At 68.4% G+C, this 26,183-nt stretch carries 14 protein-coding genes; 9 read left to right on the top strand and 5 right to left on the bottom strand.

The window, feature by feature from the left end; all coding sequences use genetic code 11:
* Window positions 1-11: 11 nt before the first annotated feature.
* The 7 genes from V8683_RS11380 (at window position 12) to treY (ending at window position 18,421) form a co-directional block, all read left to right on the top strand.
* The gene (locus V8683_RS11380; protein WP_411191670.1) at window positions 12-3,515 is read left to right on the top strand and encodes a maltotransferase domain-containing protein; all 3,504 of its coding nucleotides are present in this window, start codon (window positions 12-14) and stop codon (window positions 3,513-3,515) included.
* Complete coding sequence (gene treS / locus V8683_RS11375; protein ID WP_411191671.1) at window positions 3,512-6,931, top strand: maltose alpha-D-glucosyltransferase; 3,420 nt, start codon at window positions 3,512-3,514, stop codon at window positions 6,929-6,931. The genes V8683_RS11380 and treS overlap by 4 nt, the downstream gene beginning before the upstream one ends.
* Entirely contained in the window at window positions 6,924-9,140 is a 2,217-nt protein-coding gene (gene glgB, locus V8683_RS11370) for a 1,4-alpha-glucan branching protein GlgB (RefSeq protein WP_411191672.1), read from the top strand. The genes treS and glgB overlap by 8 nt, the downstream gene beginning before the upstream one ends.
* A gap of 75 nt (window positions 9,141-9,215) precedes the next feature.
* Window positions 9,216-11,417 (top strand): glycogen debranching protein GlgX, encoded by a 2,202-nt coding sequence (gene glgX / locus V8683_RS11365; protein WP_411191673.1) that lies wholly within the window; start codon window positions 9,216-9,218, stop codon window positions 11,415-11,417.
* Between the two features lie 25 nt (window positions 11,418-11,442).
* Window positions 11,443-13,359, top strand: coding sequence for a malto-oligosyltrehalose trehalohydrolase (gene treZ / locus V8683_RS11360; protein ID WP_411191674.1), 1,917 nt, complete (start codon window positions 11,443-11,445; stop codon window positions 13,357-13,359).
* Window positions 13,356-15,551, top strand: coding sequence for a 4-alpha-glucanotransferase (gene malQ / locus V8683_RS11355; protein WP_411191675.1), 2,196 nt, complete (start codon window positions 13,356-13,358; stop codon window positions 15,549-15,551). The genes treZ and malQ overlap by 4 nt, the downstream gene beginning before the upstream one ends.
* On the top strand, window positions 15,548-18,421 hold the full coding sequence (treY, locus tag V8683_RS11350) for a malto-oligosyltrehalose synthase (RefSeq protein ID WP_411191676.1): 2,874 nt from the start codon (window positions 15,548-15,550) through the stop codon (window positions 18,419-18,421). The genes malQ and treY overlap by 4 nt, the downstream gene beginning before the upstream one ends.
* A gap of 26 nt (window positions 18,422-18,447) precedes the next feature.
* Here treY and V8683_RS11345 read toward each other — a convergent pair whose 3' ends face one another.
* Together V8683_RS11345 and V8683_RS11340 are read right to left on the bottom strand one after the other, a co-directional pair.
* The gene (locus tag V8683_RS11345; RefSeq protein ID WP_411191677.1) at window positions 18,448-19,890 is read right to left on the bottom strand and encodes a hemolysin family protein; all 1,443 of its coding nucleotides are present in this window, start codon (window positions 19,888-19,890) and stop codon (window positions 18,448-18,450) included.
* Window positions 19,891-20,013: 123 nt separating this feature from the next.
* A complete protein-coding gene (locus V8683_RS11340) occupies window positions 20,014-20,769 on the bottom strand; it encodes a sensor histidine kinase (RefSeq protein WP_411191678.1) in 756 nt (251 codons plus the stop codon).
* A gap of 179 nt (window positions 20,770-20,948) precedes the next feature.
* Between V8683_RS11340 and V8683_RS11335 the strand changes: the two genes are divergently transcribed.
* Entirely contained in the window at window positions 20,949-21,290 is a 342-nt protein-coding gene (locus tag V8683_RS11335; protein WP_411191679.1) for an FKBP-type peptidyl-prolyl cis-trans isomerase, read from the top strand.
* Between the two features lie 65 nt (window positions 21,291-21,355).
* Window positions 21,356-22,153, top strand: coding sequence for an AraC family transcriptional regulator (locus V8683_RS11330; protein WP_411191680.1), 798 nt, complete (start codon window positions 21,356-21,358; stop codon window positions 22,151-22,153).
* A 33-nt stretch (window positions 22,154-22,186) separates the two neighbouring features.
* Here V8683_RS11330 and V8683_RS11325 read toward each other — a convergent pair whose 3' ends face one another.
* The 3 genes from V8683_RS11325 to purF all read right to left on the bottom strand — a co-directional run bounded on the left by V8683_RS11325 (window position 22,187) and on the right by purF (window position 26,160).
* Window positions 22,187-23,047, bottom strand: a complete 861-nt coding sequence (locus V8683_RS11325; protein WP_411191681.1) for an MOSC domain-containing protein — start codon at window positions 23,045-23,047, stop codon at window positions 22,187-22,189.
* A 91-nt stretch (window positions 23,048-23,138) separates the two neighbouring features.
* Window positions 23,139-24,335 carry an O-succinylhomoserine sulfhydrylase gene (locus tag V8683_RS11320; protein ID WP_411191682.1) on the bottom strand — a complete coding sequence of 399 codons (1,197 nt, stop codon included), beginning with the start codon at window positions 24,333-24,335 and terminating at the stop codon, window positions 23,139-23,141.
* A gap of 277 nt (window positions 24,336-24,612) precedes the next feature.
* Window positions 24,613-26,160 carry an amidophosphoribosyltransferase gene (purF, locus tag V8683_RS11315; RefSeq protein WP_411191683.1) on the bottom strand — a complete coding sequence of 516 codons (1,548 nt, stop codon included), beginning with the start codon at window positions 26,158-26,160 and terminating at the stop codon, window positions 24,613-24,615.
* Window positions 26,161-26,183 lie beyond the last annotated feature (23 nt).

The raw sequence follows: 26,183 nt of genomic DNA, 5'->3' as shown, positions 1-26,183 counted from the left end.
GAAGACGACCGATGGAAGCTCCTCACGCCTATGCGCCGCGGATCTATTTCGTCCATTCCGTCCTCGTCGGCCCGCTCGACGCGTGGCCTGCGTGCTTTGCCCATGCGGCTTCGCTCGGCTTCGACCATGTGCTGATCGGGGCGCTGTTCGCGCCCGGGTCCTCCGGCGACGGCCGCATCGTCGCCGATCATGGCCGGCTGCATCCCGTTTTCGAAACGTCACGAGCGGCCGACGACGCCTTGCGCACGCTCTGCGCCGCGGCGCGCGAGCGCGGCCTCACCCTGCTCGCCGATCTCACGCTCGACCGGGCCGCCGCGGACGGCGCGCTCTACGCCGCCCACCCCGAATGGTTCCATCCGTTCGAGCCCGAGGACGCGCGTCTCGATCCACGGCACGGGCATCGCGACGCCAACGTCGCCTACGCCGATTTCGATCGCGCGGGCGCGCCGCTCGCCGCGTGGTGGTCGCAGCGGATGATCGAGCTCGTCGGCGCCGGGCTGGGCGGCTTTCGCATCGACTCGCCGCATCGCGTGCCGCCGGCGGTGCTGCGCGGCATCTTCGACGCCGTGCGCGAGCGCCACGCCGAAACGCGCTGGCTGGCCGCCACGCCCGGGCTCGCGCGCGGCGACATTGCGCGCCTCGAAGGCGTGGGCTTCGACGCCGCCTTCACGTCGCTGCGCTGGTGGGACTTCGCGGCGGGCTGGCTCGCAGAGGAGCACGAGGCGCTGCGCCACGTAGGCTCGCCGGTGACGTTTCCCGAGGCCCCCTATGGCATGCGCTACGTGCACGACCAGGAAGGCGCCGCCGATGCGCGCGCGGTCGAGCGCGCGTACCGGCGCATGCTGCGCACGGCGGCGGCGCTCGGCACCGGCTGGCTCGTGCCGATGGGCTTCGAATACGGCGTGGGCGACGCCACCCTCCATGCCGGCGGCAGCGCCACGGCTTACGGCGAAGCGAAAGCGCACTCGCCGTTCGATCTTTCCGCCGACATCGCCCACGCCAACGCCCTGCAGCGCGAAACCTGGACGCTGCAGACCAACGGCGAACTGCGCGCGCTGAACGGCCCGGGGGCGCCCGTCGTGGCCCTGCTGCGCGGCGACCGCGCCGACCTGCGCGACGCGGACGACGCCGTCCTCTCGCTCGTCAACCCCGCCCTCGCCGCGCCCGTGCGCGTGAACCTCGCGCACCTGCTCGACGGCGCGCCCGGCAGCTTCACGCGCTACGCGCCGCTCGACGCCGAGACGCTGCGCGGCGCGCGCATGGGCACACCGCGCGACGCGAGCGTCGTGCCCGAAGCGTTCACGCTACCGGCCGGCGCATGCTGGATGTTCCGCGCGCTCGCGGCACCGCCCGTGGTGCTCGCGCCGCCCGAAGACGTGGCCAGGGCGCGCACGAGCGCTCACCGAAGCGTCGTCGAGGCGCTCGCCGCCCCGCGCATCGCGATCGAAAGCGTGAGCCCTTCGGTGGACGAAGGGCGCTTCGTGGCGAAGCGCACGGCGGGTGAACGCCTCGAAGTGCGCGCGGCGATTTTCGCCGACGGCCACGACCGCATCGACGCCGCGATACTCTGGCGCGCCGCCGACGAAACGGCCTGGCACGAAGCGCCGATGCTGCCCGCGCAGCCCCCGGGCGCCGACATGTGGAGCGGCCACTTCCCGCTCGATCGCGTGGGCCGCTACGAATTCACGGTGATCGCGTGGCGCGACGAATTCGCCACGCTCGCCGATCACGTGCTGAAAAAGCGCGCGGCCAACCAGAACGTCGACCTCGAAATGGAGGAAGCGAGCCGCTTGCTCGCGCTGGTGCTGGCCTGCGCCGAAACCTCCGATGCCCCCGACGAAGCCGGCGCGCTCCACGCCGAGACCTGCGCGAAACTCGACGCCATCGTGCAGCGCTTCATTGGCGCCGACACCGGCACACGCTGCGCATTGCTCGCCTCGCCCGCCACGGCAGCGGCCGTGCGCGCGGCCCGCCACCGCCCGTTCCTCTCGCGCGACGACCACGTCCGCCGCGTGGACGCCGAGCGCCGCGAAGCACGCTTCGCAAGCTGGTACGAGATCTTCCCGCGCTCGATGAGCGACGACGAAGCGCGCCACGGCACCTTCGACGACGTGATCGCGAAGCTGCCGCGCATCCGCGACATGGGCTTCGACGTGCTGTACTTCCCGCCGATCCACCCCATCGGCCTCGCCAACCGCAAGGGCCGCAACAACGCGCTCACGGCGGAGCCCGGCGACGTGGGCAGCCCCTATGCGATCGGCGCGCCCGAAGGCGGCCATACGGCGATTCATCCGCAGTTGGGCACGCTCGAAGACTTCCGGCGCATGCTGGCCGCCGCGCACGAGCACGGCCTCGAAATCGCGCTCGACTTCGCGATCCAGTGCTCGCCCGACCATCCCTGGCTGAAGGCGCACCCCGGCTGGTTCGCGTGGCGCCCGGACGGTTCGCTGCGCTATGCGGAGAATCCGCCGAAGAAGTACCAGGACATCGTGAATCCCGAGTTCTATGCGCACGATTCGAAGCCCGACCTGTGGCTCGCGCTGCGCGACGCGATCCTCTTCTGGGTAGACCAGGGCGTGCGCATCTTCCGCGTCGACAATCCGCATACCAAGCCGCTGCCGTTCTGGGAATGGATGATCGCCGACGTGCGCGCGCGCCATCCCGACACGATCTTCCTTTCCGAAGCCTTCACGCGGCCACGCCTCATGTACCGGCTCGCCAAACTCGGCTTCTCGCAGTCGTACACGTACTTCACCTGGCGCGAGAGCAAACGCGACTTCACCGAGTACCTCACGGAACTGACGCAGCCGCCCGTGCGCGACTTCTATCGCCCGAATTTCTTCGTCAACACACCCGACATCAATCCGCGCCATCTGCAGAGCGGCGCGCGCGCGAGCTTCCTGATCCGCGCGGCGCTGGCCGCGACGCTCTCGGGCCTGTGGGGCGTCTATTGCGGCTTCGAACTTTGCGAGGGCCGCGCGCTTCCCGGCAGCGAAGAATATCTGGACTCCGAAAAATATCAGCTGCGTGCATGGGACTGGAACCGGCGCGGCAACATCGTCGCCGAAATCGCGGCGCTCAACCGCGTCCGGCGCGCGAACCCCGCGCTGCAGACGCATCTGGGCGTGACCTTTCTCGACGCGCGCAACGACCAGATCCTCTGCTTCGAAAAAGCCACGCCCGCACGCGACAACGTCGTGATCGTCGCGATCAACCTCGATCCCTATGGCGAGCAGGGCGCGGACTTCGAACTGTCGTGGCAAACCTTCCAGCACTGGCGCATCGACGACAGCGCGCCGCTCGCCGTGACCGACGAACTGAGCGGCGAGCGCTTCGCATGGCACGGCCGCTGGCAGCACGCGCGCCTCGATCCCCACACGCGGCCGTTTGTCATCTGGCGCATCGAACCTGCGCGCGGCCTGCCGCGCGAAGAGCCGCCTCCCGAAGCGGACGAGACGCCCATCGAGGGCCACCCCGAACTCGACGCAGACTTCCCGCCCGGAGGAGCGACATGAAACGCGATCCCGCTTCCCACGAAACGCAGTCGCAGGACCACGAGGACGACGGCGCTCGCGGCGCGGCGGCCGCCCAGCGGCGAGGCAAGCCCTCGCTGCTCACGGACGACCCGCTCTGGTACAAGGACGCCGTGATCTACCAGGTGCACGTGAAGTCGTTCTACGACGCGAACAACGACGGCGTGGGCGATTTCCCGGGCCTGCTCGCGAAGCTCGACTACATCGCGGGACTCGGCGTGACCGTGATCTGGCTGCTGCCGTTCTACCCTTCGCCGCGCCGCGACGACGGCTACGACATCGCCGACTACCGCAACGTGCACCCGGACTACGGCCAGCTCGCCGACGTGCGCCGCTTCATCCAGGAAGCGCACGCGCGCGGCATCCGCGTGATCACCGAGCTCGTCATCAACCATACGTCCGACCAGCATCCCTGGTTCCAGCGCGCGCGCCGCGCGAAGCCGGGCTCGAATCATCGCAACTACTACGTGTGGTCCGATACCGATACGAAGTACACGGGCACACGCATCATCTTTATCGACACGGAACCCTCGAACTGGACCCACGACCCCGTCGCGGGCGCGTATTACTGGCACCGCTTCTATTCGCACCAGCCCGACCTGAACTTCGACAATCCGGCCGTGCTGCGCGAGGTGCTGCAAGTCATGCGCTTCTGGCTCGACATGGGCATCGACGGGCTGCGCCTCGACGCCGTGCCGTACCTCGTCGAGCGCGAAGGCACGAATAACGAAAACCTGCCGGAGACGCACGCGATCCTCAAGCAGATCCGCGCGACCATCGACGCGCATTACCCCAACCGCATGCTGCTCGCCGAAGCGAACCAGTGGCCCGAGGATGTGCAGGAGTACTTCGGCAACGAGGACGAATGCCACATGGCGTTCCACTTCCCGCTGATGCCGCGCCTTTACATGGCGATCGCGAGCGAGGACCGCTTTCCGATCATCGACATCATGAAGCAGACACCGGATTTGCCGGAAAGCTGCCAGTGGGCGGTTTTCCTGCGCAACCACGACGAACTCACGCTGGAAATGGTCACGGATTCCGAACGCGACTATCTCTGGAACACCTACGCCAGCGACCGGCGCGCGCGCCTGAACCTCGGCATCCGCCGGCGCCTCGCGCCGCTCATGGAGCGCGACCGCCGCCGCATCGAACTGATCAACTCGCTGCTGCTGTCGATGCCCGGCACGCCCGTCATCTACTACGGCGACGAACTCGGCATGGGCGACAACATCCACCTGGGCGACCGCGATGGCGTGCGCACGCCGATGCAATGGTCGTCCGACCGCAATGGCGGCTTCTCGCGCGCCGACCCGGAACTGCTCGTGCTGCCCCCGCTCATGGGCTCGCTCTACGGCTACGACGCGATCAACGTGGAGGCGCAAAACCGCGACCCGCATTCGCTGCTCAACTGGACCCGGCGCATGCTGGCCACGCGCCGCGCGAAGCAGACCTTCGGCCGCGGCACGATCCGCTTCCTGCGCCCGGCCAACCGCAAGATCCTCGCGTACCTGCGCGAGATGCCGGGCGAGGCGCCCATCCTGTGCGTGGCGAACCTCTCGCGCGCACCGCAGGCCGTCGAGCTCGACCTCTCCGAATACGCGGGCACGTCCCCCGTCGAAATGACGGCCGACTCGGTGTTTCCGCCCATCGGCCAGTTGCCGTATCTGCTGACGTTCCCGCCCTACGGCTTCCTGTGGTTCCTGTTGTGCCCCGGCAACGAGCGTCCCGCGTGGAGCCAGCCCGCTTCCGAACAGTTGCCCGAGTTCGTCACGGTCGTGATCCGCGAGGGGCAGGCCGGACCGACACCGGAGAACGTGCGCCTGCTCGAATCGGAAGTGCTGCCCTCGTGGCTCTCTCGGCGGCGCTGGTTCGCCTCGAAGGACAAGGCGCTCAAGAGCGTGCGTCTTGCCGCGCTCACGACGATCCACGGCGCGGGCTTCGCCTTCACGGAAATCGAGGCCGAGCTCGCGGACGGCACGAGCGAGCGTTACGTGCTGCCCATCGCCATCACCTGGGGCACCGACACCACGACGCCGCTGCATATCCAGCTCGCGCTTTCGCGCGTGCGCCGCGGCCGTACGGTGGGCTATCTGACCGACGCGTTCTCGCTGCCGTGGTTCGCCTACGGCGTGCTGCACAAGCTGCGCGAGCATGCGGCAGTGACCACCGTGCAGCAGAGCGTGATCCACTTCCGCCCCACCGACCGCCTCGACGCGCTCGACCTGGGCGAAACGCCCGAGGTCCGCTGGCTCGCCGCCGAGCAGAGCAACAGCTCGCTCGTGATCGCCGATGCGCTCGTGCTCAAGCTCGTGCGGCGGCTCCTGCCCGGCGTGCATCCCGAGGTGGAGATGTGCCGCTACCTGACGCGCCTCGGCTACGCGAACACGGCACCGCTCTATGGCGAAGTGGTGCGCGTCGATCCGGCGGGCGTGCCGCACACGCTCGCGATCCTGCAGGGCTATATCGACAATCAGGGCGACGCGTGGGACTGGGCGCTCGACTACCTGCGCCGCACGATCGACGAACTGGCGCTCGCCGTGGACGACGGCGGCGCCGACCAGGCTCACGAAGAAGAAGCCCTGCGGACCTACGGCTCGATGATCGGCATCATCGGCAAGCGGCTCGGCGAGCTGCACGTGGCGCTCGCCACGCCCACCGACGATCCGGCCTTCGCCCCCGTCGAAGCCACGCGCGACGACATACGCCACTGGATCGCCGACACGAAGTCCATGCTGATCGAGGCGCTCGACATCGTCGAGCGCCAGACGTCGAGCGAAGTGCACGCGCATCCGCTCGACGACGACACCCGCGAGCTCGCCTTCGGTCTGCTCGCGCGCCGCGACGCGCTGATCGCGGCGGTCGAGCATCTCGTGCCGCTCGACGCCGCCGCATGGCGTATTCGCATTCACGGCGACTTCCATCTGGGCCAGGTGCTGATCGCGCAAGGCGACGCATGGCTGATCGACTTCGAAGGCGAGCCCGCGCGGCCGCTCGCGTACCGGCGCGCGAAAGCGTGCTCGCTGCGCGACGTGGCGGGCCTGCTTCGTTCGCTCTCCTATGCGGGCGCGGCCGCGCAGTCGACGACCGAAAGCGCGCCGCAGCAGACCGCCGACCGCAAGCGCACCCTGTTTGAGCGCTTCCGCGGCCATGCCGTCGAGTCGTTCCTGAGCCAGTATCGCGCCGCGGTGGCCGACGCGCCGCAACCCCTCGTGAGCGCGACGCACGAGCAGGAACTGCTGGACCTGTTCCTGATCGAGAAGGCGGCCTACGAGATCCGCTACGAAGCCGCGAACCGGCCCAGTTGGCTCGGGCTGCCGATACGCGGCCTCGCCGCGATCGCCGGCCGCGTGCTCGGCCCGACCGGCGCGCCGGCCGCGGGAGGCGCCCATGGCTGAACACGCGCCCGACGCCGGGCTGCAACTCCACGATATCGATGCCGTCGCCGCCGCGCGCCATTCGGACCCGTTCGCCGTGCTCGGTCCGCATACGATCGACGGCACACCTTATGTGCGCGCATGGCTGCCCAACGCCACGCGCGTGCGGGTGCTGGCGCGCGACCGCGCCCATACGCTGGCCGAGCTCGCCCGCGTACATCCGGCGGGACTGTTCGCGGGCCCCCTTGCCGAGTCCGTACCGTACCGGCTCGAAATCGACTGGAACGGCGTGATCCAGGAAGTGGAGGATCCCTATTCATTCGGTCCGCAACTGCCGGAAGAAGCGCTGCGCCGCCTCGCCGACGGCGATCCGTACGCGGTGCTCGAATGCCTCGGCGCGCGGCCGCTCGCCTGCGACGGCGTGCCCGGCGTGCGCTTCGCGGTTTGGGCGCCGAACGCGCGGCGCGTTTCCGTCGTGGGCGACTTCAACGCATGGGACGGCCGCCGCCATCCCATGCGGCTGCGCCACGAGGCCGGCGTCTGGGAACTCTTCATCCCGCGCCTGGCAGCGGGTACGCGCTACAAGTACGAGATCCTCGGCGCGCGCGGCGACGTGCTGCCGCTCAAGGCCGACCCCTGCGCGTTGCAGACCGAATGCCCGCCCGCCACGGCGTCCATCGTCGCGCCGGTCGAGGCGCTCGATCACTACGCCTGGCAAGACCATGACTGGCTGCAAACGCGCGGCGAACGGCAGACCCCACGCAGCGCGATCTCGATCTACGAGGTTCACGCGCCTTCGTGGCTGCCGCACGATGGCGCAGAGGCGCCCTCGCCCGACTGGACCTCGCTGGCCGACCGCCTGATCCCGTACGCCCAGGGCATGGGCTTCACGCACCTCGAACTGATGCCGGTGGCGGAGCATCCGTTCGGCGGATCGTGGGGCTATCAGCCGCTCGCCCAGTTCGCGCCCACGGCACGGCTGGGCTCGCCGGTCGAGTTCGCGGCGTTCGTGAATCGCGCGCACGAAGCCGGTCTCGGCGTGATCCTCGACTGGGTGCCCGCGCATTTTCCGAACGACGCGCACGGTCTCGTGGACTTCGACGGCACGCCGCTCTACGAGCACGCCGACCCGCGCGAGGGCTACCACCCCGACTGGAACACGATGATCTACAACCTCGGCCGCCGCGAGGTCAGCGCGTTCCTGATCGCCTCCGCGCTCGCGTGGCTGCTGCGCTATCACGTGGACGGCCTGCGCGTGGATGCCGTGGCCTCGATGCTGTACCGCGACTACTCGCGCAACGCGGGCGAGTGGGTGCCGAACCTCTACGGCGGCCGCGAAAACCTCGAATCGATTGCCTTCCTCAAGCGCCTGAACCACGAAACGCAATACGTGCCGCAGCGCCCCGGCGTCATCACTATCGCCGAAGAATCCACCGCGTGGCCCGGCGTGAGCGCGCGCCCCGAGGATGGCGGACTCGGCTTCCAGTTCAAATGGAACATGGGCTGGATGCACGACACGCTGCACTACCTGCACGAAGATCCTGTCTACCGCCGCTATCACCACCACGAGATGACCTTCGCGATGGTCTATGCGTGGTCGGAGCGCTTCGTGCTGCCGCTCTCGCACGACGAGGTCGTGCACGGCAAAGGGTCGCTGCTCGGCAAGATGCCCGGCGACCGCTGGCAGCGCTTCGCGAACCTGCGCGCCTATCTGGGCTTCATGTGGGCGCACCCGGGCAAGAAGCTGCTCTTCATGGGCGGAGAGTTCGGACAGATGGCGGAGTTCGACCACGACGGCACGCCGCACTGGCACCTGCTGGACGACCCCTTGCACCGCGGCACGCAAACGCTCGTGCGCGACCTGAACCTCCTGTACGCGAGCGAACCGGCGCTCCATACGCTGGACGCGGAGCCGGGCGGCTTCGAATGGCTCGTCTCCGACGACGCGGAAAACAGCGTGCTCGCCTGGCGCCGCGTGGATGGTACGGGCCGCGAGATGGTGGCCGTCTGCAACTTCACGCCGGTGCCGCGCCACGGCTACCGCATCGGCATGCCGCAGCCCGGCCAGTGGGACGAGGTGCTGAACACCGACGCGGCGGTCTACGGCGGCTCGAACATGGGCAACGGCGGGCAGATCGCGACGGAACCGGTGGCGAGCCACGGCCGGCCGCAGTCCGCGGCCCTGGTGCTGCCGCCGCTCGGCACGCTCTACTTCCTTCTTCGCCGGTAAGGCAGATCGTTGCGGACACCGCGAATAACCTCAGGATTCCGATGCAATACGAAGGAATAAAAACGGAGCATCGCCATGGCTAACGGATTGACGGAGCGCCTGCTGCCGGGCAAGCCCTGGCCGCTCGGCGCGACGTGGGACGGCCTCGGCACGAATTTCGCCGTGTTTTCGGCCCACGCCTGGCGCATCGAAGTGTGCCTGTTCGACCGCACAGGGCGCAAGGAGCGCACGCGCTACACGCTGCCGGAATGCACCGACGAGGTCTGGCACGGCTACCTGCCGGGCGCGCACCCGGGCACGGTGTACGGCCTGCGCGCGCACGGTCCCTATCAGCCGCAGCAGGGGCATCGCTTCAATCCGCACAAGCTGCTGCTCGACCCCTACGCGCGGCGTCTCGTCGGCCAGTTCCGCTGGTCGGACGCCATGTTCGGCTACCGCGTGCATTCGAACCGCGCGGACCTCTCGCTCGATCGCCGCGACTCCGCGCCCGCCATGCCGAAGGCCATGGTGGTCGCCGACACCTTCGACTGGTCCCAGGACCTGCGGCCCAATGTGCCCTGGGACCAGACCGTGATCTACGAAACGCATCTGCGCGGCATTTCGATCACCCGCCCGGAACTGCGCGCGCATACGCGCGGCACGTTCGCCGGGCTCGCCACGCCGCAGTTCGTCGAGCACCTGCACAAGCTCGGCGTCACCGCCGTCGAACTGCTGCCCGTGCATGCCTTTCTCAACGAACGCTTTCTCATCGAGCGCGGGCTGCGCAATTACTGGGGCTACAACACCGCGGCGTTCTTCGCGCCGGAACCGTCGTATCTGGGCGGCTACGACCCCGACATGATGCGCATCGCCGTGCGCCAGTTGCACGCGGCCGGCATCGAGGTCTTTCTCGACGTGGTCTACAACCACACCTGCGAAGGGGGCGAGACGGGGCCCACGGTCTCGTGGCGCGGCCTCGACAACGCGAGCTACTACCGTGCCGTCCCCGGCGACGAGCGCCACCTCATCAACGACACGGGGGTCGGCAACACGCTGAATCTTTCGCATCCGCGCGTGCTGCAGATGGTGACGGATTCGCTGCGCTACTGGGCCACGTCGTACCGCATCGACGGCTTTCGTTTCGACCTTGGCGTCACGCTCGGGCGCGAAGCGCACGGCTTCGATCCGGACAGCGGCTTCTTCGACGCGCTGCGCCAGGACCCGGTGCTGTCGCAGTGCAAGCTGATTTCCGAGCCGTGGGACGTAGGCCCCGGCGGCTATCAGCTCGGCAACCACCCGCCCGGCTTCTCCGAATGGAACGACCGCTTTCGCGACAGCGTGCGCCGCTTCTGGCGCGGCGACGCCCTCCAGCGCCCCGAGCTCGCCGCGCGGCTCACGGGGTCGGCGGATCTCTTCGACAAGCGCAGACGGCGGCCGTGGGCGTCGATCAATTTCATCTCGTCGCACGACGGCTTCACGCTCGCGGACCTGGCCGCCTACGATCACAAGCATAACGAGGCCAATGGCGAGGACAACCGCGACGGCCACAACGAAAACTGGAGCAGGAACTGGGGCGCCGAGGGCCCGACCGACGACCCGGCGATCCTCGACACGCGCGCCCGCGTGGCACGCTCGATGCTTGCGACGCTCTTCGTCGCGCTCGGCACGCCGATGCTGCTCGCGGGTGACGAGGCCTGCCGCACACAGGGGGGAAACAACAATGCCTACTGCCAGGACAACGAGATATCGTGGATGGACTGGACCCTTGCAGAGTCGCCCGAAGGCGAGGCGCTGACCGCTTTCGCCGCGCGCGCGATCGCCCTGCGCCGGGACCATCCTTTGCTGCGTGAAACACGTTTCCTGTTCGGCGATCGCGAACTGCTGCCCGGCGTGCACGACATCGACTGGTTCGACGAGCGCGGCGAGGGGCTTTCGCCCGAGGCGTGGCAGGACCCCGAAGGGCGCGCGCTCGCGCTGCGCCGCGCGGGCCCCGGTCTCGACGGCGAACTGGAAGTATTGTTGATCATGCTGAACGCTACGCCCGCGGCAATCGCGTTCTCGGCGCCGCCGCCGTCCATGCAGTGGGAGGTGCTGCTCGACAGCGCCCACCCCGAGGCCGCGGCGCATACGCTGCCCGGCGCGACGTTCGACGTGGCGGCGCACACGATCGCGGTGCTGTGCGCCCGGCCCACGCGCAAGGCCGTCCAGGAGCCGCCATCGGGCCCAGACGGCGCACCGCCGCCGCCGCCCGACCCGCGGACGCTGCCAGGCACTGTCCCGAACGGGCCGGCCGAATAGCACCGGCCAGAAACAGGAACTCGTCATGTCCTCGACCTCACACGATCCGCACGCCCGGCGTTACGCGCATTGCCTGCCGTTCGGCGCGCAACTGACCGGCGCGGCGCGCGCGCAGCCGCATACGCGCTTTCGTTTCTGGGCACCGTCCTGCCGCACGGTTCAGGTGATTTTCGAAGGCGCGGCCGACGGCGGCACGCCGCCCGCACCGCTCGACATGACGCCCACGGGCAACGGCTGGTTCGAAGCCGAAGCGCCGTGCGGCGCCGGCACGCTCTACCGCTACCGCATCGACGGCGGCCAGGCGGTGCCCGATCCCGCGTCGCGCTTCCAGCCCCAGGGCGTGCACGGCCCGAGCGAGGTGCTCGATCCGCGCGCCTACGCCTGGCAGCACGCGCACTGGCGCGGCCGGCCCTGGGAAGAAACAGTGCTTTACGAACTGCACGTGGGCACGCTGGGCGGCTATCGGGGCGTGACCGAACGGCTGCCGGCGCTCGCGAAGCTCGGCGTGACGGCCGTCGAACTGATGCCGCTGAACGACTATGCGGGCGAGCGCGGCTGGGGCTACGACGGCGTGCTGCCCTACGCGCCGCACGCGGCCTACGGCAGTCCGAACGAACTGAAAGCCCTGGTCGATACCGCGCACGGTCTCGGTCTGCAGGTTTTCATCGACGTCGTCTACAACCACTTCGGCCCCGACGGCAACTGGCTCGGCCAGTATGCGAAGCCGTTCTTCCGCGCGGGCACGAAAACGCCGTGGGGCGACGCGCTCGACTTCGACCGTCTGGAAGTGCGCGACTTCTTCTGCGACAACGCGCTGTACTGGCTCTCGGAGTATCGCTTCGACGGCCTGCGCATCGATGCCGCGCACGCCATCGGCAACGTGCACTGGCTGCGCGAGCTGTCCGATCACGTCCGGGCGCGCGTGGAGCCCGACCGTCACGTGCATCTGGTGCTGGAGAACGAGCACAACGCGGCAAACCTGCTGGAGGCCCACTTCGACGCGCAATGGAACGACGACGCGCATCACGCGCTGCACGTCCTGTTGACCGGGGAAAGCGAAGGCTACTACCGCTCGTTCGCGGAACATCCCATCCGCCTGCTGGCGCGCGTGCTGGCCGAAGGCTTCGCGTACCAGGGCGAAGCCTCGCCGGCGCATGACGGCAAGCCGCGCGGCGAGGCGAGCGCGCATCTGCCGCCCACGGCGTTCGTCACCTTCCTGCAGAACCACGACCAGATCGGCAACCGCGCTTTCGGCGAACGGCTTCGCAGCCTCAGCCGCAACGACGACGCACTGCGCGCGGCCACGGCGCTGTGTCTGCTTACGCCGCAGATTCCCATGCTGTTCATGGACGAGGAATACGGCTCGACGCAGCCCTTCCAGTACTTCACGGCGTATACGGGCCAGCTCGCCGATGCGGTGCGCGAGGGACGGCGCCGCGAGTTCGCGGCATTCAGCGCATTTGCCGATCCCACGCGGCGCGAGCAGATTCCCGATCCCAACGACCCGCGGACGTTCGCGAATTCGTCGCCGGCGCTCGACACCCGTCTCGACGGTGAGCGGTCCGAATGGATGCACTTCTACAAGTCGGCGCTCGCGGTGCGCGCGCACCTCCTGATGCCGCGCCTCGCCCACGCGCGCGCGCTCGACGCGACCGTGCTGGCCGACGACGCGGGCAACGACCTCGCGGCGCTCGTCGCGCGCTGGCGCCTCGCCGACCACGTGGTGCTCACGATCGCCCTGAATCTCGGCCACGAAGGCGTGCGGTTCGAACCGGAGCCCGAAGGCATGGTGGTGTTCGAAACACCGCCGCGCGCGCGCGACCGCATCGCAAACGGCGTGCTCGCCGAGCACGCCTGCGTGGCGTGGCTGACCGGCGACGTACCCGAGTACGCACGCCTGCACGACGCGCTCGCCGTACCGCGCGAGGAGCCGCGCGCATGAATCCGCGCAGGGAAACGCTCGCAAGTCTTGCCGCGCGCGCGGGCTTCGAAGTCGAATGGTCCGACGCGCACGGCGCCATGCAGCGCGTGCCGGACAGCACGCTCGAAGCGCTGCTCGAATGCGCGGGCCTGCCCTGCGCGAACGCAACGCAGTTGCGCCAGAGCGCGTCTCTCCTGAACGCGGAGCAGTCGGCACGGCGCTTGCCGCCGCTCATCACGGCCGAATATGAAAGCGCCATCGCCCTGCCGGCCTCGGCGGTGCGTTCGGGCAGCCACTACCGCATCGATCTCGAAAGCGGCGAGCACATCGAAGGACGTTTCACCGCGCCGCGAGGCGAGACCGCGCTGCTCGCGCCGCTCAGCGAACCGGGCTATCACACGCTCACGGTCAACGACCACCGGCTCACGCTCGCCGTCGCGCCACCGCACTGCCATACGGTCGCCGACGCCTGGCGCGCGCGCCACGGCGAGACCGCACGGGTGCCCGCACAGTGGGGCGTGGCGGCGCAACTCTACGGACTCCGACGTAAAGGCGACGGCGGCATCGGCGACTACAGCGCGCTGGCGACGCTGGCCACGGAGAGTGCGCGCCACGGCGCCCAGGCATTGGCCGTGAGTCCGACGCATGCCATGTTCAGCGCACTGCCTGGCCATTTCAGCCCATATGCGCCTTCGTCGCGGCTCTGGCTCAACGTCGCGCATATCGATCCTGCCGCGATGTTCGGCGCACAAGCCGCGCACGAGGCGAGCGTCGCCGTCCACGCCGAAGGCGTCTTTCAGGAGCTCGAAGCACGCGCGCAAATCGACTGGAAACGGGCCGTGCCGCTCAAGCTCGAAGTGCTGCGCTCGCTTTTCGAACGCTTCGACCAGGACGAGCGCACGAGCGGCTCGCCGCGCGCCACCGCGTTCGACGACTTCTGTGCACGCGGCGGCGAAGCGCTCGAAGATCACGCGCGCTTCGAGGCACTGCAGGCTGCGATGCTGGCGAACCCCGGCGGCAACGCGCATTGGCGCGACTGGCCCGCCGGGTTGCGCGACCCGCGCAGCCCCGAGGTGGCCGCCTTTGCCGTGGAGCGTCGCCGCGAAGTGGACTTCCACCGCTTCCTGCAATGGCTGGCCGCCGCCGGCCTCGCGCGTGCGCAACAGGACGCACGCGAAGCGGGCATGTCGATCGGCCTGATCGCCGATCTCGCGGTGGGCTGCGACGGCGCAGGCAGCCACGCCTGGTCGCTGCCGCACGACATGCTGCAACGCGTCTCGGTAGGTGCGCCGCCCGACCTCTTCAACCAGGCCGGCCAGAGCTGGGGCCTCACCACGTTCTCGCCGCGCGCACTGCACAACAACGGTTTTCGCGCCTTCATCGACATGCTGCGCGCCGCGTTCGCGCACGCGGGCGGCGTCCGCATCGACCACATCCTCGGCCTGCGGCGCCTCTGGCTCGTGCCCGAAGGCGAAAGCGCGAAGCACGGCGCGTATCTGCGCTACCCGTTCGAGGACCTCGTGCGCCTCATCTCGCTCGAATCGTGGCGTCATCGCGCCATCGCGATCGGCGAGGACCTGGGCACCGTGCCGCCCGGCCTGCGCGAGCGGCTCGCCTCGCATGCGCTCTACGGCATCCGCGTGCTCTGGTTCGAGCGCCACGGCAACGCGTTTCTCGCCCCGCGGCGCTGGGACCCGCACGGCATCGCGACCACCACCACGCACGACCTGCCGACCGTTGCCGGCTGGTGGCGCGGCCTCGACATCGACTGGCGCAACCGCATCGGCCAGACGCTGCCGCGCGCGGACGGACGCGACCCGGTAGCGCTCGAGCACGCGCAGCGCGCCGCCGATCGCACCGAGCTGTGGCACGCGCTCCAGCAAGCGGGATTCGCGCCGCAGGACGCGCCCGTGCCGGCCGCGGAGCGGGCGCCCGTCGAGGCCGCGCTCGGTTATGTCGGCGCCACGGCGAGCCCGCTCGTGACCTGCCCGCTCGAAGACCTGCTCGGGCTCGCGGAGCAACCCAACCTGCCGGGCTCGATCGACGAGCATCCGAACTGGCGACAGCGCCTGCCGCTGCCTGTCGATGCGCTCTACGCGGATTCCGGGTTCGCGGCGCGCGTCGAGAGCGTCGTCCGAGCGCGCGAGGCAGTCACGGCGTCTCTCCACGACCCCGGCGCGCATGCGGCGCCGCTCACCGGTCCGACGCCATGACCCTGCCCCGCGCGACGCTGCGCCTGCAGCTACATCACGACTTCACCTTCGACGACGCGCTCGCGCAACTCGACTATTTCGCGGCGCTCGGCGTCAGCCATCTCTACACCTCGCCGATCACGACGGCACAGCCTGGCTCGATGCACGGCTACGACACCGTCGATTACGGCACGGTCAGCGCGGAACTGGGCGGCGAGGCGGCCCTGAGACGCCTTGCCGCGAAGCTGCACGAACGCGGCATGGGTCTCATCGTCGACATCGTGCCGAACCACATGGGCGTGGGTGGCGCGCACAACGCATGGTGGCTCGACATACTCGAATGGGGACGCCATAGCGCCTTTGCGCGCCACTTCGACGTGGACTGGCATTCGCCCGACCCCGTACTGCGCGGCAAGGTGCTGATGCCGTTCCTCGGCGCGCAATACGGCGAAGAACTGGCCGCGGGCCGCATCGAACTGAAGTTCGACGCGTGCGAAGGGCGCTTCTTCGTGGCGTACGGGCCGCACGTTTGCCCGATCTGCCCGACCGATTACGCCGCACTGCTGCAATCGGCGAACCGCGCTGATCTCGATGCGTTGGCCGCGCCGTTCCAGGGTCTCACGACGCAGCCCGAAGACCAGCCACGCGCGGCAGCCGCGCGCGACGCATTGCGCGCGTTCGCCGAACGCAACGGCACGGACGCATTCGACTTCGTGCTCGATGCCTATACAGGCACCGACCCGGTGCCGCGCGAGCGGCTGCACCGCCTGCTCGAGCGCCAACACTACCGGCTCGCATGGTGGCGCACGGCCACCGACGAAGTGAACTGGCGGCGCTTCTTCGACATCAGCGCCCTTGCAGGCGTGCGTGTGGAACGGCACGACGTGTTCGAGGCCGTGCACAAACTCGTGTTCCGGCTCTACGCGGACGGTGTGATCGACGGGTTGCGCGTCGATCATGTGGACGGACTCGCGGACCCGCGCGAATACTGCGAGCGTTTGCGCCAGCGGCTGCTGCCGTTGCGCGCGACGCTGCCGTATATCGTGGTCGAGAAGATCCTCGCGCACGGCGAAGCGTTGCACGACGACTGGGCCGTGCAGGGCACCACGGGCTACGACTTCATGAACGACGTGGGTGCGCTGCTACACGATCCAGCCGGCGCCAAGCCGCTAGCCGAAGCGTGGGCGGCCATCAGCGGATCGGATGCGCCGTTCGCGCGCGTCGCGCTCGACGCACGCCGCGAAGTGCTGGCCGCGTATCTCGCCGCCGAACTGGACCACGCCGCGCGCGCCCTGCACCGCATCGCGCGCGAGCAACCCGCCACGCGCGACTTCACGTATGCGAGCGTGCATCGCGCCATCGCGCAGCTTGCCATGCACTTTCCGGTGTATCGCATCTACCCTGTGAACGGGCTGCGCGGGCCGCTCGACAACCGCTATTTCGACAAGGCACTCGACGCCGCGCGGCGAGCCTTGCCCCGCGCGAACCGCGCCGCGCTCGAACAGGTCGATGCGTGGCTGGGCGGACGGTCGCCCGACGCCGCGCCGCCAGCCGCGCCTGCCATGGCACCGGCCACGCCCCCCGGCACGAAACCGCAACGCGGGCAAAGCGCAGCGCCGAATGGCCCGGCCAACGGCCCGCTCAGCCATGCGCTCATCGCACAACGCACGGCGCTCGCGCTGTTCTCGCAACTCACCGCGCCGCTCGCGGCCAAGGCGACCGAAGACACCGCGCTCTACCGCTATGGCCGCCTGCTTTCGCGCAACGAGGTCGGTGCGGACCCCGACGATTTCGCCCGCAGCGTCGACGAGTTCCACGCCGCCAATCGGGAACGGCAACGGCGCGCGCCCTATGCGCTGCTGGCCACCGCCACGCACGACCACAAACGCGGTGAAGACGTGCGGGCGCGCCTCGCCGTTCTGAGCGAGCTTTCCGGAGACTGGGGCGCGACGCTGCGCGCGTGGTCCACGCTGAATCAGCCGCACCGCCGCAACGGCGGCGCGGGCAGCGCCGACTGGGCGCCCGGCCCGACCGCAGAGGCCATGCTGTACCAGACGCTCGTGGGCTGCTGGCCGCCCGCGCTCGACCCCGGCGACGAAGCGGGCGTCCGGGCGCTCGCCGAACGCATCGCACAGTGGCAGTTGAAGGCGTTGCGCGAGTCGAAGCTGCGCACCAACTGGCTCGTGCCCGACGAGGCCTATGAATCGGACTGCCAGGCATTTCTGTTCGACATCCTCGCACCGCAGCGCCTCGACGGCTTTCTGCACGAACTGGCCGCATTCGTGGCACGCATTGCGCCGGCCGGAGCGGTCAACTCGCTGCTGCAAACCACGCTGCGGCTTACGTCGCCGGGCGTGCCCGATCTTTATCAGGGCACGGAGCTATGGGATTTCAGTCTCGTCGACCCGGACAACCGCCGCCCTGTCGACTTTGCGCTGCGCGCGGCGGCCCTCGACGACGAACCGCCCTCGGCGAAACTCCCGCACTGGCGCGACGCGCACGTCAAGCTCGCCACCGTGCGGCGTCTGCTGGCATTGCGCGCCCGCGCGCCGGAACTGCTGCGGGAAGGTTCGTATATGCCGCTCGAAGTGCGCGGCGAAGGCGCGGCGCATGTTGTCGCGTTTGCGCGCCGCCATCGAGACTCGTGTGCGTTGATTATCGGCACGCGCCTCGCGGCACCGCTACTGGAGGATGGCATGCCGCTCGTTCTGGCGCAGCGTTGGAGCGATACGGCCGTGGTATTGCCGCAAGGGATGGCCGAGCCCCAGTGGTACGACTGGCTCAGCAATGCCACGCGAACGCCGGATGGGGAAAACCGGCTGTCCGTGCGCGACGTGCTCGCGGTGCTGCCTGTGGCGGTGTTGTCGAATCTCGCGCCTGGGCGTGCATGAAGGCAGGTCCGGCGTCCACTTGCCGCTCACCCTCCCTCGTCCACCAGCCCCTTCGGATAAACGCGCACGAGCACGATACGCGGCCCCTTCATCTTCTTCACGACAATGTCGAACTGCGGGAACGACACACGCTGCCCTTCGGTCGGCAAATCGTTCAGCGCATGAATCACAAGCCCGCCCACCGACTCCGCGCGCCCTTCGTCGATGTCGATGCCCAGCGCCTGCTCCAGCGACACCACAGGCAGGCTCCCGCGTCCCATCAACGTGCCGTCGTCCATGCGCGTCCAGTCCGTGTCGGCCTGATGGAATTCGTCGTGGATCTGGCCCACCAGCGCGCCCAGCAGATTGTCGAGCGTGAGGAAGCCATTGGGCCGCGCGCCCTTGCGCCCCACGAGCGCGAAATGCGGCGCCCCCTTGCGAAAGCGCCTGAAAAGCGCGAGCGCGGGCGCCTCGGGCTTCACATATTGCACCGGGCGCACGAACTTGCCGAGATCGTCGAGCGCCTGCCCGGCCTCGCGCGCGAGCAGCAGATCCTTCAGATGAATGAGCCCCGCCACGCGCTCGCCCGACCCGTCCTCGAACAGCGGATAGCGGCTGAAGCGATGGCGCGCGACAACCTGCATATTCTCGGCGAGCGGCCGGTCGCGCCGCAGCCCCACCATCTCGTGCGTGGGCCGCATGAGGTCCGATACGGTCATGCGCGAAAAATCGAGCGAGTGCGCGAGCGTGTTCCATTCGTCGGCGTTGTAGGTATTCGCCGCGGCTGCCAGAGCGGGCGGGCGCGTGCTGCTTGTGCCTCCCGTGCCGCTCGTGCCGCTTGTGCCGTTTGCACCACCCGTACCGTTCGCGCCGTGCATGCGCAGGGCAGCCTCGGCTTCGGCTGCGGCACGGCGGCTGCGCAGGATGAGCTTCAGTTCGTCGGTGGAATAGTGGGCGTCCGAGCCGTGCCCCGATGCAAGTCCCGCCATGCGCAGCACCGCGTTCGCGCTGGCGTTGAGGGTCCAGATGGCGGGGTACATAGTCCAGTAAAAGCCGTAGAGCGGCGTGGCCGTCCATAGCGAAATCTTCTCGGCCTGGCGAATCGCGAGCGACTTCGGCGTGAGTTCGCCCACGACGATGTGCAGGAAGGAGATTACCGTGAAGGCAAACACGAGCGAAATGCCGTGAATCAGTTGCGCCGATTGCACGCCGAAAAACTCGAACAGCGGCGAGAGCAATTGCGCAAAGGCGGGCTCGCCGATCCAGCCAAGGCCGAGCGACGCGAGCGTGATGCCGAGCTGGCACGCGGACAGATACGCATCGAGCTGACCGTGCACCTTCGCGAGCAGCTTGCCGCGCAGGCCATGCCCGGACGCCAGGCTTTGCACGCGCGTCTGCCGCAGCTTGACGAGGCCGAATTCGGCGGCTACGAAGAAACCGTTGAGGGCGACGAGCAGCAGCGCGCCGACAAGGGCGATAACCTGGATCAAGACGGAAGGCTCCGGTAGGGCGAAGCGGTCAGTATAAGGGGCGAAAGACAGGGGGTAAGGCGCGGGCAGCGCATCCAGACAAGGCGCACGACGACGGCATCACGCCCGCAGGGCCGCCGCGGCTCACGCCAGCGGCACGTTCAGCCCGAGCGCGGTGGCCCCGCCTTCGGCCAGCGGCCGCTGCTCGAACCGCCCGCCATGCGCCTCGGCCACGCGCAGGCACAACGCCAGCACCCAGGCCGTGCGGCCCGACTCCAGCGGTTCGAGCGCCTGCTCGCGCGCAAACGGTTCCAGCAGATGCGGCAGCGATGCGTCGGTAAGCGCTCGCGGCACAGCGGTCCACGTCACGTCGAACTGAACGGCGGAGCCCGTCGCGCTCACGCCCGGCGTCACGCTCCCGCCTGGCGCGCTCGACTCGACCGCGAAGGCCAGCATCAACCATAGTGCCTGCACGAGGCGCTCGCGGTCGCCGTCGAGCGTGAGACCCGTCGGCATGCCCTGCACGGCAAGCGCAACCCCGCGGGCTTCGGCAAGCGCGCCGCGCACGGCATCCACGGCTTCGTCGATCGCCGCGTCGAGCGCAAACGGGGCGCGGTCGATCTGCAGCTTGCGCGTTTGTGTACGCGTCCTGTCCACGAGCGATTCGAGCAGTTGCACCTGCTGCTCGACACCGGTGCGGATGCCGCCCAGCGCGCGCTGCGCCGCCGGATCGGCGGCATCGATCTTGCGTTCGAGAACGTAGGCCCAGCTATGGATCGCGTTCAACGGACTGCGCAGGTCATGCGAGACGCGCGAGAGCACATGGTCGCGCATGAACAGCGCGGCTTCGGCGCACAGCCGCGCCGTGCGTTCGGATCGGGAATCGGAAGTCGACGCCATCGGTGTCCTCGTCTCTCGCCCATGAAGGGCCAACCAGAGCAGTTCGCGCCCCGGGCCAGCCCTCATTATAGGCAGGCACCCGAAAGCGTCTGGCGGGTTTGTCTCGCACGCGCCGTGCCTGCGTTGCGCCTCGTGCGCCTACAATAGCGTCTTTATCCCATCCGATTCAGGAGTCTTTCATGTCTATCGTGACCACCGCATCCGGCCTTCAGTACGAGGACCTGACCGAGGGCGCCGGCGCCGAAGCGCGCGCGGGCCAGACCGTCAGCGTGCACTACACCGGCTGGCTGACGGACGGCCAGAAGTTCGATTCGAGCAAGGACCGCAACGACCCGTTCGCCTTCGTACTGGGCGGCGGCATGGTCATCAAGGGCTGGGACGAAGGCGTGCAGGGCATGAAGGTGGGCGGCGTGCGCAAGCTCACGATCCCGCCGCAGCTCGGCTACGGCGTACGCGGCGCAGGCGGCGTGATTCCGCCGAACGCGACGCTCGTGTTCGAAGTGGAATTGCTCGACGTCTGAGCGTCGCCGCTTTTTGCACCGCGTCTTAAACCATAGTTTGCGCAGTGGCTCAAATTCGCCCCGCCATGAATCCGCATCACCACGCTCCCGTCGTCGCGCCCAGCGTTGAATTGCGCTGCTACGGCGCGATCGAGGAGACCGATCTGCACGATTTCCACCAGATCGTGCTCGGGCTCGACGGCGCGATGGAAATGACCGTGAGAGGCGTGGGCGAGCGTATCGACTGCTGCTCGGCCTGGCTGATTCCGGCCGGCGCGCAGCACGACTATGTGGGCATCGGCGAGAACCGTCAGCTCGTGCTCGACCTGCCCGCTGCGTCGCTCGCCGTGCCCGAGCGGCTCTTCGATTCGGCACGCGCCTTGCGCATCGACCCCGCGCTCGCGCAGCTCGCCCGGCAGATCGCACAGCGCGCGGCGCTTGCCGCGCCGCCTGCGGGCGGCGACCCGGGCACGCGGCGCTTTCACTGGGATGCCTCGGCGCGGCTCTGCGCCGCCGTGATTGCGCAAACCGGCATCCTGGCCGGCGCTTCGTTCGACGCCGCGGCAGGCCCCGATTTCGCGCGCATCGATCGCTGGTTGCGCGCGCGTCTCGCGGAACCGCTGCGCATTGCGGACCTCGCCGCGCATTTCGGCTTCGGCATGCGGCGCTTTCATCAGCTTTTTGTCGAGGCGTTCGGCGAAACGCCGCACCGTTACCTCCAGCGTCTGCGGCTCGACACGGCGGTGACGCTGCTGGCCGATCCGCGCCGCTCGCTCATCGACGTCGCGCTCGAAGTGGGCTTCGGCGATCAGAGCGCCTTCACGCACGCCTTCACACGGCGCTTCGGCATCGCGCCGGGCCAATGGCGAGCGTTGCCGCATTAGCGCTCACGCGCGCTTATTCGCAGTGATTCGCGCTTATTCATCAAAGCGCCACTCCCACTGAACCTCGGCCCCCACGGCCACGCGCGTACCGGCCCCGGCCACGACTATCGCGTTCTGCCCGAACGTGAGGCCGCCGTCCACGCGCGGATCGGCGCGAAAGGCCGCCATCGTGTCGAGCGGCTCGGTGGGCCACGCTGCGTCGCGCAAGCCCGTTTGCTGATCGATCGTCGTGATCGGACAACGTGCGCACGGCTTCGCGAAGCGCAAGACCACGCCGTCGCCGTCGATCGACATCGTCTCGATGAAATCCTCGTCGAAGGCGCCCTCGCCGTCCACGACGATATTCGGGCGAAAGCGGCTCATCGGCACCGGCGGCGCACCCTTCTGCGCCAGTCGCGCGTTCAGGTCCGCGAGCGACGCCTCGCTCGTGACGAGCAGCGGAAAGCCGTCGGCGAACTGCGTCGGCACCTGAGCGCCATGGGTCCATTTCGGGCTGGACAAACGCGTGACGTCGGAGGCGAAACGTACGAGCCGCAGCGGCACGCCCACGGCCTGAGAAAACCAGTGCGCCGCTTCGTCGCCTTCGTCGAGCGCTTCGAACGTGTCCTTCCACACCGTCGCCGCGACGCGGCGTGCATCGCCTCGCGGCTCGAACGGCAGCAGCAGCGTAGACGGCATGCCCGCCATGGAAAGCCGCACGCCGCCCTCGACGAAGGCCGGGACGATACGCGCCATTGCCGCATGCTCGCGCTGCGAAACGAAGCGACCATGCCCGTCCACCGCCATCCAGTGGCGGTCCCACTTGAGGCCCTCGGCTTCGAGCGGCGCCTCGTCGAGCGCGATGGCCGCGCACGATTTGACCGGATACACGAACAGCGCGCGAATGACAGGCATGGCAATCGACCTCGAACGACGAATGAAAACGGGCCGCGACAGGCGGCCCGAAATAAATACTACGTAGCGCGAACGAAACAAGGAAGCGCCATCAGGCCGCCGCGTCGAGCCCGCGCGCAAGGTCCTTGCGAACGTCCTCGGCATTCTCGAGCCCCACCGCAAGGCGAATCAGGCCTTCCGTGATGCCCGCTGCCGCACGCGCTTCCGGCGTGATGCGGCCGTGTGTGGTCGTCGCCGGATGCGTGATGGTCGTGCGCGTGTCGCCCAGATTGCCCGTGATCGAACACACCTTCGTGTTGTCGATCACGCGCCAGGCGTTCTCGCGCTGCTGTTCGGGCGTATCGCCCTTGAGCTCGAACGAGACGATCGCGCCGCCCGCCTTTTGCTGGCGCATCGCGAGCGCATGCTGCGGATGCGATGCGAGCCCCGGATAAAACACGCGGCTCACGGCCGGATGCGTTTCGAGCCAGCGCGCGATTTCGAGCGCGTTGGCCGACTGCTTCTCCACGCGCAGCGACAGCGTTTCCATGCCCTTGAGCAGCACCCACGCATTGAATGCGGAGAGCGTCGGGCCCGCGCTGCGCACGAACGGAAACACCTTCTCCATGATGAACTGCTTCGAGCCCACGAGCGCGCCACCCAGCACGCGGCCCTGGCCGTCGAGGAACTTGGTGGCCGAGTGCATCACCACGTCCGCGCCGAACTTGAGCGGCTGCTGCAGCGCCGGGCTGCAGAAACAGTTGTCGACCACGAAGAGCGCGCCCGCGGCCTTCGCGATCTTGCCGATTGCTTCGATGTCCGACACTTCGGTGAGCGGGTTCGACGGCGTCTCGAGGAAAAACATCTTCGTTTCGGGGCGCACGGCGTTCTTCCAGGCGTCGAGATCGGTGGGATCGACGAAGGTGGTCGTGATGCCGAACTTGCTGAAGATCTGCGAAAACATGCCGAGCGTCGAGCCGAAAATACTCTGCGAGCTGACGATATGATCGCCCGTCTGCAACGCGGCCATCACCACCGAAAGGATCGCGGCCATGCCCGAGGCCGTCGCCATGCATGCCTCGCCGCCTTCGAGCGCGGCAAGCCGGTCCTGGAACATCGTCACGGTCGGGTTCGTGAAGCGCGCGTAGGTATAGCCGGTCTCGGAGTTCTTGAAGCGCTCGGCCGCTTCGGCGGCGCTGCCGAAACAGAAGCTCGACGTGAGGTAAAGCGCTTCCGAATGCTCGTTGAACTCGCTGCGCAGCGTGCCCGAGCGTACGGCGAGGGTGTCGAAGTTGAAAGTGTCGTCCATGTTCGTGTTGTTTCCCATTCGAAGACCCCCGGGCCGCGAGAACCGGGGGCGCAAAAAAGCCCGCTTTGCGTCGGCAGAAGCGGGCTTTCGGGTATTCGGGGCAGAACTAAGGCACAAGCGAGGCGGATCGGAAATCAAACTGCGGTTTCGACGCCTTTCGCTTTAGCTGTTTTGGGTTGCCCCGCGTCCGCAAGCTGATATCAAATCGACGCAAGCCCCTATGCTAACACGGGAAGCGCGCCGTGCACGTCGCGGCACGCAGGCTTCCCGGCCCGCTTCACTCCACCGAGAGCTGCAGGTGCAGCTGCGAACGCGCGGCGGCGCCTTCGATCGCGTCGCTCGCGGCGTCGCGGTCCGACTGCGCCTGCGGGGCGAGCCGCGCGGTCTCGATCCTGTCGAGGTAGGCGCTCGTGATGTCGCCGGTGATGTAGTCGCCGTCGAAGCACGAGGCTTCGAAGCGCTTGAGCTCCGGATTGATGTCGCGCACCGCCTGCTTGAGCGCCTCGACGTCCTGATACACGAGATGGTCCGCACCGATGATGCGCGCCACTTCCTTGTCCGTGCGGCCGTGCGCCACGAGTTCGCCGCGCGTGGGCATGTCGATGCCATAGACGTTCGGATACTTCACGGGCGGCGCCGCCGACGCGAAGATCACCTTGGTCGCGCCCGCGTCGCGCGCCATCTGCACGATTTCATGCGAGGTGGTGCCGCGCACGATCGAGTCGTCGATGATCAGCACGTTCTTGCCCTTGAACTCGATGCCCATGGCGTTGAGCTTCTGGCGCACCGACTTCTTGCGCATCGCCTGGCCCGGCATGATAAAGGTGCGGCCCACGTAGCGGTTCTTGAAGAAGCCCTCGCGGTATTCCACGCCGAGTTTCTTCGCGACCTGCATGGCCGCCGGACGCGACGAATCGGGAATCGGCATGACAACGTCGATCCTCACGTCGGGCAGCTCGCGCCTGACCTTCTCGGCAAGATAGTCGCCCATGCGCAGCCGCACGTTGTAGACGGGCACGCCGTCCAGCACCGAATCCGGACGCGCGAGGTACACGAGCTCGAAAATGCAGGGGTTCAGGCTCGGAGCCGTGGCGCACTGCTGCGCGTGGAAATTGCCCTCGAAGTCGATGAACACCGCCTCGCCCGGCGCCACGTCGCGCACGAACTCGAAGCCGATGCCTTCCAGCGCCACCGACTCCGACGCCAGCATCCATTCGGTGCCTTCCGGCGTTTCCTGCTTGCCGATGCACAGCGGCCGGATGCCGAACGGGTCGCGGAACGCGAGCAGACCGTAGCCGGCGATCAGCGAGACAATGGCGTACGAGCCGCGCACGCGCTTGTGCACGCCTGAGACGGCCTTGAACAGCGCCGCCGGATCGAGCTCGAGGCCGGAGCTGGCCGTCTGCAGTTCGTGCGCGAGCACGTTGAGCAGCACTTCCGTGTCGGAGTTGGTGTTGATGTGCCGGCGATCGACGCGGAACATCTCTTCCTTGAGCTGCTGCCAGTTCGTGAGATTGCCGTTGTGCGCGAGGATGAGACCGAACGGCGCGTTCACGTAGAACGGCTGGGCCTCTTCTTCGCTCGACGCCGAGCCGGCCGTCGGGTAGCGCACCTGGCCGATGCCGCTCGTGCCCGGCAGGCTGCGCATGTTGCGCGTGCGGAACACGTCGCGCACCATGCCGTTGGCCTTGTGCATGTGGATGGTGCTGCCGTCCGCGGTGGCAATGCCGGCCGCGTCCTGGCCGCGGTGCTGCAGGAGCAGCAGCGCGTCATAGAGAAGCTGGTTGACGGGAGAGCGGGAAACTACGCCTACGATGCCGCACATGGCAGGTCCTTCAAGAAAGCGAA

This window comes from Paraburkholderia sp. AV2 (genome assembly GCF_054968425.1).
The sequence above is the reverse complement of the archived record's forward strand: the minus strand, read 5'-3'. Positions and strand labels throughout refer to the sequence as shown.